Source organism: Stutzerimonas stutzeri KOS6 (assembly GCF_000307775.2).
Classification (GTDB): domain Bacteria; phylum Pseudomonadota; class Gammaproteobacteria; order Pseudomonadales; family Pseudomonadaceae; genus Stutzerimonas; species Stutzerimonas stutzeri_B.
Genome location: NZ_KK020676.1, coordinates 1,517,360 through 1,533,579, shown reverse-complemented (window position 1 = coordinate 1,533,579; position 16,220 = coordinate 1,517,360). Strand labels below are relative to the sequence as shown.

At 64.3% G+C, this 16,220-nt stretch carries 14 protein-coding genes; 11 read left to right on the top strand and 3 right to left on the bottom strand.

Annotated features, from left to right (window positions below; genetic code table 11):
- Positions 1-42: 42 nt before the first annotated feature.
- Positions 43-1,497: a tRNA uracil 4-sulfurtransferase ThiI gene (thiI, locus tag B597_RS35105; RefSeq protein WP_003297282.1), complete on the bottom strand. Its 1,455-nt coding sequence runs from the start codon at positions 1,495-1,497 to the stop codon at positions 43-45.
- Between the two features lie 339 nt (positions 1,498-1,836).
- On the opposite strand from thiI, the gene glnA reads away from it, so the two are divergent.
- The 5 genes from glnA to ntrC all read left to right on the top strand — a co-directional run bounded on the left by glnA (position 1,837) and on the right by ntrC (position 7,262).
- Positions 1,837-3,243 (top strand): glutamate--ammonia ligase, encoded by a 1,407-nt coding sequence (gene glnA / locus B597_RS35100; RefSeq protein ID WP_003297280.1) that lies wholly within the window; start codon positions 1,837-1,839, stop codon positions 3,241-3,243.
- Between the two features lie 164 nt (positions 3,244-3,407).
- On the top strand, positions 3,408-3,953 hold the full coding sequence (locus tag B597_RS35095) for a DUF4124 domain-containing protein (RefSeq protein WP_024162057.1): 546 nt from the start codon (positions 3,408-3,410) through the stop codon (positions 3,951-3,953).
- Entirely contained in the window at positions 3,950-4,576 is a 627-nt protein-coding gene (locus B597_RS35090; protein WP_024162056.1) for a DUF4124 domain-containing protein, read from the top strand. Before B597_RS35095 ends, B597_RS35090 begins: the two co-directional genes overlap by 4 nt.
- 170 nt (positions 4,577-4,746) lie before the next feature.
- Positions 4,747-5,829 (top strand): nitrogen regulation protein NR(II), encoded by a 1,083-nt coding sequence (glnL, locus tag B597_RS35085; RefSeq protein ID WP_003297277.1) that lies wholly within the window; start codon positions 4,747-4,749, stop codon positions 5,827-5,829.
- On the top strand, positions 5,826-7,262 hold the full coding sequence (gene ntrC, locus B597_RS35080) for a nitrogen regulation protein NR(I) (RefSeq protein WP_024162055.1): 1,437 nt from the start codon (positions 5,826-5,828) through the stop codon (positions 7,260-7,262). The genes glnL and ntrC overlap by 4 nt, the downstream gene beginning before the upstream one ends.
- 169 nt (positions 7,263-7,431) lie before the next feature.
- Here ntrC and B597_RS35075 read toward each other — a convergent pair whose 3' ends face one another.
- The gene (locus B597_RS35075) at positions 7,432-7,866 is read right to left on the bottom strand and encodes a hypothetical protein (protein ID WP_024162054.1); all 435 of its coding nucleotides are present in this window, start codon (positions 7,864-7,866) and stop codon (positions 7,432-7,434) included.
- Between B597_RS35075 and B597_RS35070 the strand changes: the two genes are divergently transcribed.
- The 6 genes from B597_RS35070 to B597_RS35045 all read left to right on the top strand — a co-directional run bounded on the left by B597_RS35070 (position 7,865) and on the right by B597_RS35045 (position 15,661).
- Positions 7,865-8,347, top strand: coding sequence for a tRNA (cytidine(34)-2'-O)-methyltransferase (locus B597_RS35070; protein ID WP_003297274.1), 483 nt, complete (start codon positions 7,865-7,867; stop codon positions 8,345-8,347). The genes B597_RS35075 and B597_RS35070 overlap by 2 nt on opposite strands.
- Positions 8,348-8,437: 90 nt before the next feature.
- Complete coding sequence (locus B597_RS35065; protein ID WP_003297272.1) at positions 8,438-10,810, top strand: FdhF/YdeP family oxidoreductase; 2,373 nt, start codon at positions 8,438-8,440, stop codon at positions 10,808-10,810.
- 142 nt (positions 10,811-10,952) lie between these two features.
- On the top strand, positions 10,953-11,489 hold the full coding sequence (gene hslV / locus B597_RS35060) for an ATP-dependent protease subunit HslV (RefSeq protein WP_003297271.1): 537 nt from the start codon (positions 10,953-10,955) through the stop codon (positions 11,487-11,489).
- A 191-nt stretch (positions 11,490-11,680) separates the two neighbouring features.
- Positions 11,681-13,024, top strand: a complete 1,344-nt coding sequence (gene hslU / locus B597_RS35055) for an ATP-dependent protease ATPase subunit HslU (protein WP_003297269.1) — start codon at positions 11,681-11,683, stop codon at positions 13,022-13,024.
- Positions 13,025-13,108: 84 nt separating this feature from the next.
- Complete coding sequence (locus tag B597_RS35050; protein ID WP_003297267.1) at positions 13,109-13,483, top strand: gamma-butyrobetaine hydroxylase family protein; 375 nt, start codon at positions 13,109-13,111, stop codon at positions 13,481-13,483.
- Positions 13,484-13,738: 255 nt separating this feature from the next.
- Positions 13,739-15,661 carry a methyl-accepting chemotaxis protein gene (locus tag B597_RS35045; protein WP_003297266.1) on the top strand — a complete coding sequence of 641 codons (1,923 nt, stop codon included), beginning with the start codon at positions 13,739-13,741 and terminating at the stop codon, positions 15,659-15,661.
- A 184-nt stretch (positions 15,662-15,845) separates the two neighbouring features.
- On the opposite strand, the gene B597_RS35040 is transcribed toward B597_RS35045, so the two are convergent.
- A complete protein-coding gene (locus tag B597_RS35040; RefSeq protein ID WP_003297264.1) occupies positions 15,846-16,124 on the bottom strand; it encodes a polyhydroxyalkanoic acid system family protein in 279 nt (92 codons plus the stop codon).
- Between the last annotated feature and the right edge of the window lie 96 nt (positions 16,125-16,220).

The following is a 16,220-nucleotide window of genomic DNA, read 5'->3' as shown; positions in this document are numbered from 1 at the left end:
CGGATGCTGCCGCCAAGCAACCCCGGCTGTTTCACCGATGAGTCAGGCCGGACGATAGACGCGTACATTGACATGCCCCTCGCTCAGCAGATGGTGAGCATGCAGGCGGCTCATGACACCTTTGTCGCAATACAGCAGGTACTGGCGATTTTCATCCAGCTCCTTGAATCGGTTGTTCAGCGCGTAGAACGGCAGCGCCTGCACTTCGATGCCAGCCAGTTCGAGCGGTTCGTCGTCGACGGCGTCGGGGTGACGAATGTCGAGGATCACCTGGCCCACACTTGGCTCGGCGACCTCTTCCACTTGCAAATCCTGGCCCAGTTCATCGATCACGCGATCGATGGCGACCTGGCGGGCACTGGCCAGCGCCCGCTCGAGAATAGCCATGTCGAACTGCTTTTCTTCGTGCTCGATGCGGTAGCGCTTGGCCTTGGTGGTCGGGTTCACCGAGATCACGCCGCAGTACTCGGGCATGTTCTTGGCGAACTCGGCGGTGCCGATCTCGAAGGCAGTGTCGATGATGTCCTGCTTGTGGCTGGCGATCAGCGGGCGCAGCACCAGCATGTCGGTGGCCGAATCGATCACCGAGAGGTTCGGCAGAGTCTGGCTGGAGACCTGCGAGATCGCCTCGCCGGTGACCAGCGCGTCGATATGCAGGCGTTCGGCAATCTGCGTCGAGACACGTAGCATCATGCGCTTGAGGACCACGCCCATCTGGCTGTTGTCGACCTTCTGCAGGATCTCGCCGACCACTTCCTCGAACGGGACGCTGATGAACAGCACGCGGTGCGAGCTGCCGTACTTCTTCCATAGATAGTGGGCGACTTCCATCACCCCCAGCTCATGGGCACGGCCGCCGAGGTTGAAGAAGCAGAAATGCGTCATCAGCCCGCGCCGCATCATCTGGTAGGCGGCGACGGTGGAATCGAAGCCACCGGACATCAACACCAGGGTCTGCTCCAGCGCACCCAGCGGATAGCCTCCGATACCATTGTGCTGCTCGTGCACGACGAACAGACGCTGATCGCGAATCTCCATGCGCACCTCGACTTCCGGCGCCTTCAGCGAGATACCGGCCGCGCCGCATTGCTGGCGCAACTGGCTGCCGACATGCCGCTCGACGTCCATGGAGCTGAACGGATGCTTGCCGGCACGCTTGCAGCGCACCGCGAAGATCCTGCCCGGCAGACGCTCGGCGTAGTGCGCCTTGCACTTGGCAACGATGTCATCGAGATCGCCCAGCGGGTATTCATGGACCTCCAGGCAATGGGCGATACCGGGTGTGCAGCGCAGGCGCTCGATCATCTCGCGCAGCAGCTTCGGCTCGCTGAGCGCGGTTTCCACCTCGATGTTGTCCCACACGCCCTCGACCCGCAGGCCGGGATCGAGCTCGCGCAACACGGTGCGGATGTTCTTCGCCAACTGGCGAATGAAGCCCTTGCGCACCGGTGGGCTCTTGATGGTGATTTCGGGGAAAACCTTGACGATCAGCTTCATGGAAACAGCGCGGGTGCCGACGTGGCAGGAAAAGAGGGGCGCGGAGTATAGCGGAAACTGCTCAACATTTAATCGCTTTCTTCAAAAGCGGCTAAACGCACCAAAACAATGCGCACAAACAACATATCGCACCATTTTCGAGCACCAATATCCGGCTATTGCTAAGCTGTGACGCGGAGAATTGCCGCAGCACCGCTGATACGGGCCTGTAGTTCCAAGAAAGAGCACTGGCATGCAATTTGCTCCCTTGTGAGGCAGGTCGCCTTGGCGGAACATCGCCGCCCGGCTTCACCCTGATTCGGAAGCTCACTGTCACGCTTCCACCACTTGGAGAACACCATGTCGAAGTCGCTTCAACTGATCAAAGATTACGATGTGAAGTGGATTGATCTGCGCTTCACCGATACCAAAGGCAAGCAGCACCACGTCACCGTTCCGGCTCGTGACGCCCAGGATGAAGACTTCTTCGAGCACGGCAAGATGTTCGACGGCTCCTCCATCCATGGCTGGAAAGGCATCGAAGCCTCCGACATGATCCTGATGCCGGTCGACGATACCGCCGCTCTCGACCCGTTCACCGAAGAGCCGACCCTGATCCTGGTCTGCGACATCGTCGAGCCGAGCACCATGCAGGGCTACGACCGCGACCCGCGCTCCATCGCCAAGCGCGCCGAAGAGTTCCTCAAAGGCACCGGCATCGGTGACACCGTATTCGTAGGCCCGGAGCCGGAGTTCTTCATCTTCGACGAAGTGAAGTTCAAGTCCGACATTTCCGGCTCGATGTTCAAGATCTACTCCGAGCAAGGCTCCTGGATGACCGACGGCGACGTCGAAGGCGGCAACAAGGGCCACCGCCCGGCCGTCAAGGGCGGTTACTTCCCGGTTCCGCCGTGCGACCACGACCACGAAATCCGTACTGCCATGTGCAACGCCATGGAAGAGATGGGCCTGGTCGTCGAAGTGCACCACCACGAAGTGGCCACCGCCGGTCAGAACGAGATCGGTGTGAAGTTCAACACCCTGGTCGCCAAGGCTGACGAAGTTCAGACCCTGAAGTACTGCGTACACAACGTCGCCGACGCCTATGGCAAGACCGCGACCTTCATGCCGAAGCCGCTGTATGGCGACAACGGTTCGGGTATGCACGTACACATGTCCATCTCCAAGGATGGCAAGAACACCTTCGCTGGCGAAGGCTATGCCGGCCTGTCCGAGACCGCCCTGTACTTCATCGGCGGCATCATCAAGCACGGCAAGGCACTGAACGGCTTCACCAACCCGTCGACCAACTCCTACAAGCGTCTGGTCCCGGGCTTCGAAGCGCCGGTCATGCTGGCCTACTCGGCTCGCAACCGTTCCGCCTCGATCCGTATCCCGTATGTGTCGAGCCCGAAAGCCCGCCGTATCGAAGCGCGCTTCCCGGACCCGGCTGCCAACCCGTACCTGTGCTTCGCTGCACTGCTGATGGCTGGCCTGGACGGCATCCAGAACAAGATCCACCCTGGCGATGCCGCCGACAAGAACCTCTACGATCTGCCGCCGGAAGAAGGCAAGCTGATCCCGCAGGTTTGCGGCAGCCTGAAGGAAGCCCTGGAAGAGCTGGACAAGGGCCGCGCGTTCCTGACCAAGGGCGGCGTGTTCTCCGACGAGTTCATCGATGCCTACATCGAGCTGAAGTCCGAGGAAGAGATCAAGGTGCGCACCTTCGTGCACCCGCTGGAATACGACCTGTACTACAGCGTCTGATCCAGCTCACGTGAAAGGAAGGCCACCCTCGGGTGGCCTTCTTCGTTTCTGCAGTCCGGCGGCGATTCGTGCAGCTTGTCACGCCTCGCAAATCCCACCGATCGCACTTGCCTGCGAGTCGACGCAGTGCAAGGCTTCGGCAGTCCAACTCCGCGGAGTCTCCCATGCGTAGCGCACTGCTCAGCCTGCTGTTGATCTTCAGCGTCCCGGCCTTCGCCGAGATCTACAAGTACATCGACGGACAAGGCAACACGGTGTTCACCAACCAGCCACCGGAAGGCGTAAAGGCCGACACGATCGACCTGCCACCGGCCAACACCGTGAACATTCGCACCCCCGAGCCACCACCGCCATTGCCGGAGCGGCAGGCGCAGCAAGCGCCCTACCGGACACTGCAGGTGAGCGGCATTCCGGACGAGCAAGCGCTGCGTGCCAACAATGGCACCTTCGTCGTCAGCGCCCTGCTGGAACCGGCATTGCAGCGTGGTCATACCCTGCGCTTTCTGCTCGACGGCATCCCCCAGGCCGCCCCCGGCAGCACTACCTCCCTGCAACTGAACAATGTCGATCGCGGCGAGCATCGCCTGCAGATCGAAGTCCTTCGCGGAGAACGCGTTATCCAGCGCAGCGAGCCGCAGTTGTTCACCGTGCAGCGGGTCAATACCTCGAGCCCGGCATTGCGGCCACCGCCACCGAGACCTGCACCTTGAGCCAGCTCCGGCAGTTAGCCGCCAGCCTGCTGCTGATGGCTACCTGGCCCGCCCTCGCCGGCATCTACTCCTATGTAGACGCCGAGGGCAACCGGGTCTTCACCGACCGCCCGGCCGGCCAGGCGGCTGAAGAAGTAAGGCTGAAGCCCGCGAACAGCATGCCGGCACCCACAGCGCCGCCCGCCGCCATCACCGAGCCACCGGTGACGGTTGCCGTCATCGACTATCACTTGCACATCCTCAGCCCTGCCGACGACGAGACGATTCGCAACAACGCCGGCACGCTCAGCGTCACCGTGCAAGCGGAGCCCGAACTGCACGCCGGACATGCCTACCAGGTGCTGCTCGACGGGCAGCCCTTCGGCGCACCGGGCGGGCAGGCCACGTTCGAGTTGAGCAATGTCGACCGGGGCAGCCATCAGCTGGCGGTAGCCGTGCTGGACGAGCAGGGGCACGAACTGCAACGCAGCGCACGCCGGACCTTCCATCTGATCCGCACATCCCTGGCCCAGCAACGTATGGTCAGGCCATGCCGCAAGACCGACTACGGCGTCCGCCCGGAATGCCCACTGAAAGACAAGCCAGTGGAAAAACGCGACATTCCCTTCGTGCCCTTTCTATGATCACAAGGCGCACACATTTGGTGCGTCTTTACATCGCTCAAACCGTCAGTCACCAATATGGGTCATCGGGCAGGCAGCCACTGCGCAGCACTTGGCCAATCCGCGCCGCTTTGGCGCGCCTTGGTTTGGTTCTTGCATTTCCTGCCTGAACATCCGGACGCAGACCAGCCATGATCAACGAAGCCCTGCAACGCCTGCTGATCGAGAATCTGACCACCGCGACGCTGTTGCTCAACTCGCGCCTGCGCCTGGAATACATGAATCCGGCCGCCGAAATGCTGCTCGCCGTCAGCGGCCAGCGCAGCCACGGGCAATTCATCAGCGAGCTGTTCACCGAATCATCCGAGGCCCTCGCCGCGCTGCGCCAGGCTGTGGAAGAAGCCCATCCGTTCACCAAGCGCGAAGCCACCCTGACCTCTGCCACCGGTCAGTCGCTGACCGTGGACTACGCCGTGACCCCGGTACTGACACGCCAGGAAACCATGCTGCTGCTGGAAGTGCTGCCGCGCGACCGCCTGCTGCGCATCACCAAGGAAGAGGCCCAGCTGTCCAAGCAGGAAACCACCAAGATGCTGGTTCGCGGCCTGGCTCATGAAATCAAGAACCCGCTGGGCGGGATTCGCGGCGCGGCGCAGCTGCTGGCTCGCGAGCTGCCCGAAGAGCATCTGAAGGACTACACCGAAGTCATCATCGAAGAGGCCGACCGGCTGCGCAATCTGGTCGACCGCATGCTCGGTTCGAACAAGCTGCCGTCGCTGGCGATGACCAATATTCACGAAGTACTCGAACATGTCGCCAGCCTGATCGAAGCGGAGTGCCAGGGAAGCATCATTTTGGTGCGCGATTATGACCCGAGCATTCCCGAAGTGCTGATGGATCGCGAGCAGATGATCCAGGCCGTGCTCAACATCATGCGCAACGCCATGCAGGCGCTCGCCGGGCAGAACGAACTGGGGCTCGGCCGCCTGACCCTGCGCACCCGCACCTTGCGCCAGTTCACCATCGGCCATATTCGCCATCGCCTGGTGGCGCGTATCGAGATCATCGACAACGGCCCGGGCATTCCGGCCGAATTGCAGAACACGCTCTTCTATCCCATGGTCAGTGGCCGCCCGGACGGAACCGGGCTGGGCCTTGCCATCACCCAGAACATCATCAGTCAGCACCAGGGCCTGATCGAGTGCGAGAGCCACCCCGGGCACACCGTCTTCTCGATTTTCCTCCCGCTGGAACAAGGAGCCATATCAGCATGAGTCGAAGCGAAAACGTCTGGATCGTCGACGACGACCGCTCCATCCGCTGGGTCCTGGAGAAGGCCCTGCAACAGGAAGGCATGGCCACGCAGAGCTTCGACAGTGCCGACGGCGTGCTGGCCCGGCTGGCGCGCCAGCAGCCGGATGTGATCATCTCCGACATCCGCATGCCCGGTATCAGTGGCCTGGACATGCTTTCGCAGATTCGCGAGCAGTACCCGCGCCTGCCAGTGATCATCATGACCGCCCATTCGGACCTGGACAGTGCCGTGGCGTCCTACCAGGGCGGCGCCTTCGAGTACCTGCCCAAGCCGTTCGATGTCGATGACGCCGTGTCGCTGGTCAAGCGCGCCAACCAGCATGCGCAGGAACAGCAGAACCAGCAGCAGCCGGCCAACCGCCACCACACGCCCGAGATCATCGGCGAGGCGCCGGCGATGCAGGAGGTGTTCCGCGCCATCGGCCGCCTCAGCCACTCCAATATCACCGTGCTGATCAACGGCGAATCCGGTACCGGCAAGGAGCTGGTCGCCCACGCCCTGCACCGCCACAGCCCGCGTTCGGCATCACCCTTCATCGCGCTGAACATGGCCGCGATCCCCAAGGACCTGATGGAATCCGAGCTGTTCGGTCACGAGAAAGGCGCCTTCACCGGTGCGGCCAACCAGCGCCGTGGCCGCTTCGAGCAGGCCGACGGCGGCACCCTGTTCCTCGACGAGATCGGCGACATGCCGGCCGACACCCAGACTCGCCTGCTGCGGGTCCTGGCCGATGGCGAGTTCTACCGGGTCGGCGGCCATACGCCGGTACGGGTCGACGTGCGCATCATCGCCGCGACGCACCAGGATCTGGAAACCCTGGTGCAGGCCGGCAAGTTCCGCGAAGACCTGTTCCACCGGCTGAACGTCATCCGCATCCATATCCCGCGCCTGTCCGATCGTCGCGAGGACATCCCGGCGCTGGCCGAGCATTTCCTCGCCAGCGCCGCGCACGAGCTCTCGGTGGAAACCAAGGTGCTCAAGCCGGAAACCAAGGAGTACCTGCAGCACCTGCCATGGCCGGGCAACGTGCGCCAACTGGAGAACACCTGCCGCTGGATCACGGTGATGGCCTCCGGGCGCGAGGTACACGTCGACGATCTGCCGCCGGAGCTGCTCAACCAGCAGGCCGAGGCGCAACCGGCGCACAACTGGGAACAGGCACTGCGCAACTGGGCCGACCAGGCACTGGCGCGTGGCCAGAGCAACCTGCTCGACGAGGCGGTGCCGGCATTCGAGCGCATCATGATCGAAACCGCGCTCAAGCACACCGCCGGTCGCCGTCGCGACGCCGCGCTGCTGCTCGGCTGGGGGCGCAACACGCTGACGCGCAAGATCAAGGAACTGGGCATGCGCGTCGATGGCGGGGACGACGAGGACGGGGACGACAGCTGAGTCCATGCTCCCGTGTGGTGCGCTGCACGCTTTGTGCAAGCGGAGCCGCCGGAGGCTGGTTGAATCGCAGGGTGAAAACCCGCAAAGCGATTTTCCACGCGCAGCGGCCATGGATATGCCTGGTGATGATCCGGCACCGTATCCGCGTGGATGGCTTCGGCCATCCACGCTACGGCGCGACTCGCACCTGAAACCGCCAGCCGCCGGCTTCGGCCCGCCCGGCCCATTCGCCCCGCAATGGGCGGGCGGCGACCAGATGCAGCAGCAGGCCTTTTTCGGTGTCCTGCAGCCGCCAGGCCACGCGCACCCCATCGATCTGCAACTGACCGGACTGCGCCTCGCCTTGCGCCTGGAACAGTAGCGCGACGGCGCCCTCGAGATGCTCACCGTATACTTCTGGTTCGCGATCGAAGCGCAGCGCCAAACCCTGCGGCAGTACCTTGATGGTTTCCAGCTGCACCGGCCCGGGTGCGGTGAGCCGGCCGATCATCAGGCCGACCAGCAGCCCGATCAGCACCAGCGAACCGAAAAAGGTCCTGCGTATGCGCCGCATCGGGTCCTTCTCGGTAGAATGCCGCCGGTCTTCAACCTCGGTGCTGCGCATGTTTCACGTGATCCTGTTCCAACCGGAAATTCCGCCCAATACCGGCAACATTATCAGGCTCTGCGCCAACACCGGGTGCCACCTGCACCTGATCGAGCCCCTGGGTTACGAGCTGGACGACAAACGCCTGCGCCGCGCCGGGCTGGACTACCACGAATACGCCACGCTGGAGCGCCACGCCGATCTGCCGGCCTGCCTGCAGCGGATCGGCATCGACCAGACGAATCCCGATGGCCCACGGCTGTTCGCCTTCACCACCAAGGGCTCGCAGCCGTTTCACGAGGTGCGTTATCGCCGCGGCGATGCGCTGCTGTTCGGTCCGGAAAGCCGCGGCCTGCCGCCGGAGATCCGCGATGCACTACCAAACGAGCAGCGCCTGCGTCTGCCGATGCGCCCCGACAGTCGTAGCCTGAACCTGTCCAACACCGTGGCCGTCGCGGTGTACGAGGCCTGGCGCCAGCACGGCTTCGCCATGGAGTGAGCCGCACAACCTTGTGACAAAGCACCCTGAACGATCCGGCTCGGGTCCCGTCGTACACAGACAAGCTCCCCTGGCAGAAGGAGAAACGACGTGTCCCAGATCAAGTTCAGGCCCTACCGCGCACCCGCCGGCGGCTGGGGGTCGGCCTACTCCGTCGCCAATATCCTGCTGCGTGAACGCGTCTCGCCGGCCGGCATCGGACTGCTGCTCAAGCAGAACAAGCCCATCGACGGCTTCGCCTGCGTCAGTTGCGCCTGGGCCAAGCCGCACCCGGCGAAGCCGCTGTCGTTCTGCGAGAACGGCGCCAAGGCCACCGCCTGGGAAAACACTTCGCTGCGCTGCGGCCCCGAGTTCTTCGCCAGGCACAGCGTCAGCGAACTGCTCAACTGGAGCGACTTCGACCTGGAGCAGCAGGGCCGGCTGACCCAGCCGCTGCGCTATGACGCGATCAGCGACCGCTACCAGCCGGTCAGCTGGGACGAAGCTTTCGCCGAGATCGGTGCCGAACTCAGGGCCATGGCCGATCCCGACCAGGTGGTGTTCTACATGTCCGGCCGCGCGGCACTGGAGACGGCATACATGTATGGCCTGCTGGCGCGGATGTACGGCACCAACAACCTGCCGGACAGTTCCAACATGTGCCACGAGAGCACGTCGGTGGCGCTGCCGGAGAGCATCGGCGTGCCCGTCGCCACCGTCACCCTGAACGACTTCAGGCACACCGACGGGCTGTTCTTCTTCGGCCACAACACCGGTACCTCCAGCCCGCGAATGCTGCATCAACTGCAGGAAGCCCGTGAGCGCGGCGCGCAGATCGTCACCTTCAACCCGTTGCGCGAGCGCGGGCTGGAGCGCTTCGTCAACCCGCAATCGCCGCGCGAAATGCTCACCCCGGACAGCACGGTGATCAGCACCCAGTATCATCAGCTCGTCATCGGCGGTGACATGGCTGCCATAGCAGGCATGTGCAAGGCGCTGTTCGACATGGACGATCAGGCCGTCGCCGAGGGTCGCAAGCGCGTGCTCGAAATCGCCTTCATCGAGCAGCACACCCATGGCTTCGAGGATTTCGAGCAGCGCATTCGCAGCTACAGCTGGGCGCGACTGGAGCGCCGCTCGGGGCTCAGCCGCTCGGCGATGGAAGCGGCAGCGACGGTGTATGCGCGCTGCGAACGAGTGATAGCACCTTATGGCATGGGCCTCACCCAGCACCGCTACGGCGTGCAGACCATACAGATGCTGGTCAACCTGCTGCTGTTGCGCGGCAACATCGGCAAGGAAGGCGCAGGCATCCTGCCGGTGCGCGGTCACTCCAACGTGCAGGGCCAGCGCACCGTCGGCATCACCGAAAAGGCGGCGAAGGTCCCGGCGGACAACCTGCGCCGACAGTTCGGCTTCGAGCCACCGAGCGATGACGGCGTGAACACCGTGGAAGCCTGCGAAGGCATTCTCGATGGCAGCATCCGCGGCTTCATCGGCCTGGGCGGCAACTTCGTCCGCGCCATTCCCGACACCCTGCAGATGGAGCCGGCCTGGCGCAGGCTGAGGCTGTCGGTCCAGGTGTCGACCAAGCTCAATCGCAACCACCTGATCACCGGCGAGGTGTCCTACATCCTGCCCTGTCTCGGGCGCACCGAGATCGACCGCCAGGCCACCGGCGAGCAGCGTCACACCACCGAGGACAGCACCGGCTGCATCCGCGCCTGGCGCGGCGCTGCCGAGCCGGCCGATGCAATGCTGTTGTCGGAACCCGCAATCATCGCGCGACTGGCCAAGGCCACGCTGGCGCCCAACCCGATACTGGACTGGGACGCCTGGGTTGCGGACTACAGCCTGATACGCGAAGCCATCGCCGAGAGTTACCCGGACATCTTCCACGACTTCAACGTGCGCATGATGGAGCCCGGCGGCTTCCATCGTCCGCTCGGCGCCAGCGAGCGACGCTGGGACACCGAGTCCGGCAAGGCCAACTTCATCAACCCGCCGTCACTGGTCGCCGACCCGGATACCGAAGAAGATGGCCACGAGCAGCACGACGTGCTGCAAATGATGACGCTGCGCAGCAATGACCAGTTCAACACCACCGTCTACGGCTACGACGACCGCTTCCGCGGTATCCATGGCACCCGCGCGGTGATCCTGATGAACCGCAACGACATCGTCCGCCTCGGCCTGGCCGAAGGCGACCGCATCGAGGCGATCACCGTGGTCGACGATGGAGTGCACCGTGCGGTCAGCCCGCTGCGGGTGACGCCCTATAACATTCCCGAGGGCTGCTGCGCCGGCTATTACCCCGAATGCAACGCGTTGCTGCCGGTCTGGCACCACGCCGAACGCAGCAAGGTGCCGGCGGCCAAGTCGATTCCGGTGCGCCTGCGCAAGCTGATCGCCGCGGCGGTTGCCGGCGACGTGCCGCGCCAGCCCAGTCGCCCGCAGCGTAGCGAACAACCCGGGCCTGCCTGAGCAGCCGAATGCGCAGTACGAGGCGCCAGCAGCGTACGACGGCGGCCGATGAACCTCGCCGGCCGCCGTTGAAAAGCTGCCGGCAATCCCCCATATCAACCGCAATCGGGCAGACATCGCCCCGCAGTGTGGAGAAATTCCCTTGACCACCATTGTTTCAGTGCGCCGCAACGGCAAAGTCGTCATGGGCGGCGACGGCCAGGTTTCCCTCGGCAACACCGTCATGAAAGGCAACGCCAAGAAGGTCCGCCGGCTGTATCACGGCCAGGTGCTGGCCGGTTTCGCCGGCGCCACGGCGGACGCCTTCACCCTCTTCGAACGCTTCGAGGGGCAACTGGAGAAGCACCAGGGGCATCTGGTTCGTGCCGCCGTCGAGCTGGCCAAGGACTGGCGTACCGATCGCTCGCTGAGCCGCCTGGAAGCCATGCTGGCGGTGGCCAACAAGGACGCCTCGCTGATCATCACCGGTAACGGCGACGTGGTGCAGCCCGAAGACGACCTGATCGCCATGGGCTCCGGCGGCGGTTTCGCCCAGGCCGCAGCCAAGGCGCTGCTGCTCAAGGCCGGCGACGACATGTCGGCCCAGGAAATTGCCGAGACGGCCCTGAACATCGCCGGCAGCATCTGCGTGTTCACCAATCAGAACCTGACCATAGAGGAGCTGGACAGCGCGATCTGACCGGCCGATGAAAAACTAGCTGCGTTGGCAATACTGCGTTAAACACAGGCTCGATTGCGAGCCCAGTCGGCCTGCTCATTTAGGCCACTAAGCCCCGCGTCCTCGCCTGTGTTTGCCTTGTCTTGCCCGCCTCGCCTACGTTTTTCAAGCTGCCTGTTCGTTCCCTGCTCAGCTCTCGGAGTATTGAAAAAATGTCCATGACGCCCCGCGAGATCGTCCACGAACTCAACCGCCACATCATCGGCCAGGACGACGCCAAGCGTGCCGTCGCCATCGCCCTGCGCAACCGCTGGCGGCGCATGCAGTTGCCGGCCGAGCTGCGCCAGGAAGTCACCCCGAAGAACATCCTGATGATCGGCCCGACCGGTGTCGGCAAGACCGAGATCGCGCGCCGCCTGGCCAAGCTGGCCAATGCGCCGTTCCTCAAGGTCGAGGCGACCAAGTTCACCGAAGTCGGTTATGTCGGCCGCGACGTCGAATCGATCATTCGCGATCTGGCCGACGCGGCATTGAAGATGCTGCGCGAACAGGAAGTGCACAAGATGCGCCACCGTGCCGAGGACGCCGCCGAAGAGCGGATCCTCGATGCCCTGCTGCCGCCGGCACGTCCGGTGGGTTTCAGCGAAGAGCCGGTGCATAGCAGCGATTCCAACACCCGCCAACTGTTCCGCAAGCGCCTGCGCGAAGGCCAGCTGGACGACAAGGAGATCGACATCGAGGTGGCCGATAGCCCGGCCGGGGTGGAGATCATGGCCCCGCCCGGCATGGAGGAGATGACCAACCAGTTGCAGAACCTCTTCGCCAACATGGGCAAGGGCAAGAAGAAGAGCCGCAAGCTGAAGATCAAGGAAGCCTTCAAGCTGATCCGCGACGAAGAAGCCGCGCGTCTGGTCAACGAAGAAGATCTCAAGGCGCGCGCCCTGGAGGCCGTGGAGCAGAACGGCATCGTCTTCATCGACGAGATCGACAAGGTCGCCAAGCGTGGCAACACCAGCGGCGCCGACGTCTCCCGCGAAGGCGTACAGCGCGACCTGCTGCCGCTGATCGAGGGCAGCACGGTCAACACCAAGCTCGGCATGGTCAAGACCGACCACATCCTGTTCATCGCCTCCGGCGCCTTCCACCTGTCCAAGCCCAGCGACCTGGTGCCTGAACTGCAGGGCCGCCTGCCGATCCGCGTCGAACTCAAGGCGCTGTCGCCGGAAGACTTCGAGCGCATCCTCACCGAACCGCATGCGGCGCTCACCGAGCAGTATCGCGAGTTACTGAAGACCGAGGGGCTGCACATCGAATTCCTCGACGACGGCATCAAGCGCATTGCCGAGATTGCCTGGCAGGTCAACGAGAAGACCGAGAACATCGGCGCACGCCGCCTGCATACGCTGCTCGAAAGACTGCTGGAAGAGGTTTCCTTCAGCGCCGGCGACATCGCCGCCAAGCAGGATGGCGAGGCGATCCGCATCGATGCCGCCTATGTCAACGAGCACCTCGGCGAGCTGGCGCAGGACGAAGACCTGTCGCGCTATATCCTTTAAAAGCAGCCACCAGCCGCAAGCTGCAAGCCGCAAGCAGGCTCTGCTTCGACTTGTCGCTTGCGGTTTGGGGCCTGGAGCTGATCCATGCGCATCCCCACCGCAATCAAGCTGCACAAGGCATCCAAGACCCTTGAACTGGAATACGCTGCCGACGAGCGCTATGTGCTCAGCGCCGAATTCCTGCGCGTGCATTCGCCCTCGGCGGAAGTACAGGGCCATGGCAATCCGGTGCTGCAGACCGGCAAGCTGAACGTCGGCCTGGAGCAGATCGAGCCCGCCGGCCAGTACGCGCTGAAGCTGACCTTCAGCGACGGCCACGACAGTGGACTGTTCACCTGGGAATACCTGGAACGCCTGGCGCGCAACCAGCAGGCGTTGTGGAGCGAATATCTGCAGGCGCTGGCGGACGCCGGCAAATCCCGCGACCCGGACATCTCAGCGGTACGACTGATGCTGTAGGTTGGGTTGAGGCGCGCAGCGCCGACACCCGACATGCACACGCCGTATAACGATCCGTTCGTTGGGCTTCGCAGGCCCCAGCCAACCCTCACCAATGCGCCGCCAGGGAGCACGGGCGAGCCGCCACGCCCCACGGCTGAGCACGCAATGACGTTGCCAGGGCGGGAAATGCCGCGTTGGTGCAGCCCTGACAGGAAGCCGCGAACCTGACCCGAATCTTGCACAGTCGGTCAGGTTTTCAGTCGGAGTCCGCGGATGTCCCCTCTCTCGTCCTTACTGGCCAATCTATCGGTTGGCCGCAAACTCGCCCTCGGCTTTGGCCTGACCCTGCTGCTGACCCTGGCGGTGATGCTGATCGGCCAGCGCGGCCTGTTGGATCTGGCGTCCGGCAGCGACACGCTGGGAGCGCTCAACGAGCTCGACCGCGCGGCGCTCGGCACCCGGCTGGTGGAGTTGCGCCTGATTCTCGAGGGCGACTCGGCCCATGCCGAACAACTGCAGCAGGACATTGCCGCGCTGCACGAGGCCATCGCCCGGCTGACCGGCTCCATCGGCGCCGACATGGCCGTGCTGGAAGAGGACCTGCAGCGCTACCAGGCTGCAGTCGAAGCGCTACTGGCCGCAGCCCAGGCTCACCGGAAAGCCGAGGACACCCTGATCCACCATGCCGACGCCAGCACACTGAGCCTCGGCTCATTACAGCGTCAGGCTTTGTCCGCACTGGAATTCAGCGACGACATCCCCGCCGGGCTGGCCGACGTACGCGGCCTTGCCGAACTGGTCGACCAGCTATTGCTGACCCGCCAGCATGTCGAAACCCTGCGGGTACGCCCGGACCAGGCCGCCGCCGACGCTGCCAGCAAGGCGCTCGGCCGCACTTTCGACCTGCTCTCGCGTCTGCGCAAGACCCTCGGCCCGTCGCTGGCTTCGCAACTTTTCCTGGTCGACGGCATGCTGCAGAGCTACCGCGATGCCCTGGCGGAGCTGCAGACAAGTCTGGCCAACAGCCAGCGGGCCCGTGCCGAGCTTCAGCGTAGTGCGGATGATTTCGGCCAGCACGCGCAGGCACTGGCCGAGCGCCACAAGCGGCACCTGACCGACGCACAGCGGCGCAGCCAGATCCAACTGCTGATCGGCGCCGCGCTGGCGTTATTGCTGGGTAGCGCCACCGCCTGGCTGATCGCCCGGCAGGTGACCATCCCGCTGCGGCGCACGCTGACCTTCGCCGGCGGCATCGCCAACGGCGACCTGGGGCAGTCGCTACAGGTCGATCGACGCGATGAACTCGGCCAGTTGCAGCGCGCCATGCTCGATATGCAGCACAGTCTGCGCCAGCTCATCGGCGGTATCGGTCAGGACGTATTACGGCTCGGCGAGGCGGCCAGCGGCCTGTCGGCGGTATCCAGCCGCAACCGTGAAGACATCGACCAGCAGAAGCAGGAGACCGACCAGGTCGCCACGGCCATCGAGCAGATGGCGGCGACGGTACAGGAAGTCGCGCGCTATGCGGTGGACACCGCGCAGGCCAGCCAGCAAGCCGGGCAGCAGGCGCAGGAGGGCGACGAACTGGTGGCGCAGATGATCAGCCGGATGGAGCGCACCGCCAGGCAGGTCGCCGGCTCGGCCGATGCCATGGCGCGCCTGGAAGACGACAGCCAGGCGATCGGCAGTGTCCTGCTGGTGATCCGCAACGTTGCCGAACAGACCAACCTGCTCGCCCTCAACGCCGCCATCGAGGCCGCCCGGGCCGGTGATGCGGGCCGCGGCTTCGCCGTGGTCGCCGACGAGGTCCGCGGCCTGGCCCAGCGCACCCGGCAATCCACCGAAGAAATCCAGCAACTGATCGAAGCGCTGCAGCACGGCACGCAACAGGCCATGGACTCGATGCAGCAGAGTCGCGAGCTGAGCGATGCAACCGTCGGCCTGTCCCGCCGCGCCGGCAGCCTGCTCACGGACATCAGCCAGCGCATCGCCGCAATCGATACGATGAACCAGCAGATCGCCGCGGCAACCGAACAGCAGAGCAGCGTCGCCGAGGAGATCAGCCGCAGCATCGTCAGCGTGCGCGACGTCGCCGAACGCAGCGCAGCGGCCGGCGAACGCAACGCCTGCGCCAGCCAGGAACTGGTTCGCCTCGGCGAGAACCTGCAGCAGCGCGTCGGGCGCTTTCGCCTCTAGGTTCTCTACGAATAGTGCCGGACCACGAACATCAGGCAGGTGTGCCTATGCCGTGCAGACATGGCGAACCTGAACGAGACGGCAACCACCGCCTGCTGCGGTCAGCCTGATCGGGGCGGAGCCTGCTGCCGGCCACCGAACCGCGTCACGACAGTTGCGGTAAAAGGTCGCAGCCGCTCGCCAGTCAGGCCTGCAGCGCATGGTCGAGCGCGCGCTCGATCTGCCCCTTGATACTGCCACCCATCGCCGACAGCAGCAGGCCGAGGTTGAGCTGCACCCTGACGCTGTCCTCGCGCACCTCGATGCGGCCGTCCGCCCCGCTGCGTTTGACCGCCAGCACATCGCCCTGCCACTGACAGCGCACGCCATACTCGCTGGCCAGCCGCCCGGCCAACTGCTCGGCCTTCTCTCGCGCCGCATCGCGACCGAGACTGTGGGAACGTTCGACGATGATCTGGGCCATGTGGACTCCCTGGCTGCGCCCGAAAAGGCGCGCACTATAGCAGCAGCTGCAAGCGAATCAGCTGGTAGCTGGCGCCCAGAGAGCCGTCACGCTTTT

What these genes read in the sequence shown, in the direction of transcription:
- B597_RS35070 (WP_003297274.1), top strand. Translation starts at nt 7,865, where the DNA reads ATGTTTCACGTGATCCTGTTCCAACCGGAAATTCCGCCCAATACCGGC.
- B597_RS35045 (WP_003297266.1), top strand. Translation starts at nt 13,739, where the DNA reads ATGTCCCCTCTCTCGTCCTTACTGGCCAATCTATCGGTTGGCCGCAAA.
- glnA (WP_003297280.1), top strand. Translation starts at nt 1,837, where the DNA reads ATGTCGAAGTCGCTTCAACTGATCAAAGATTACGATGTGAAGTGGATT.
- B597_RS35050 (WP_003297267.1), top strand. Translation starts at nt 13,109, where the DNA reads ATGCGCATCCCCACCGCAATCAAGCTGCACAAGGCATCCAAGACCCTT.
- B597_RS35075 (WP_024162054.1), bottom strand. Translation starts at nt 7,866, where the DNA reads ATGCGCAGCACCGAGGTTGAAGACCGGCGGCATTCTACCGAGAAGGAC.
- thiI (WP_003297282.1), bottom strand. Translation starts at nt 1,497, where the DNA reads ATGAAGCTGATCGTCAAGGTTTTCCCCGAAATCACCATCAAGAGCCCA.
- B597_RS35095 (WP_024162057.1), top strand. Translation starts at nt 3,408, where the DNA reads ATGCGTAGCGCACTGCTCAGCCTGCTGTTGATCTTCAGCGTCCCGGCC.
- glnL (WP_003297277.1), top strand. Translation starts at nt 4,747, where the DNA reads ATGATCAACGAAGCCCTGCAACGCCTGCTGATCGAGAATCTGACCACC.
- hslU (WP_003297269.1), top strand. Translation starts at nt 11,681, where the DNA reads ATGTCCATGACGCCCCGCGAGATCGTCCACGAACTCAACCGCCACATC.
- B597_RS35040 (WP_003297264.1), bottom strand. Translation starts at nt 16,124, where the DNA reads ATGGCCCAGATCATCGTCGAACGTTCCCACAGTCTCGGTCGCGATGCG.
- ntrC (WP_024162055.1), top strand. Translation starts at nt 5,826, where the DNA reads ATGAGTCGAAGCGAAAACGTCTGGATCGTCGACGACGACCGCTCCATC.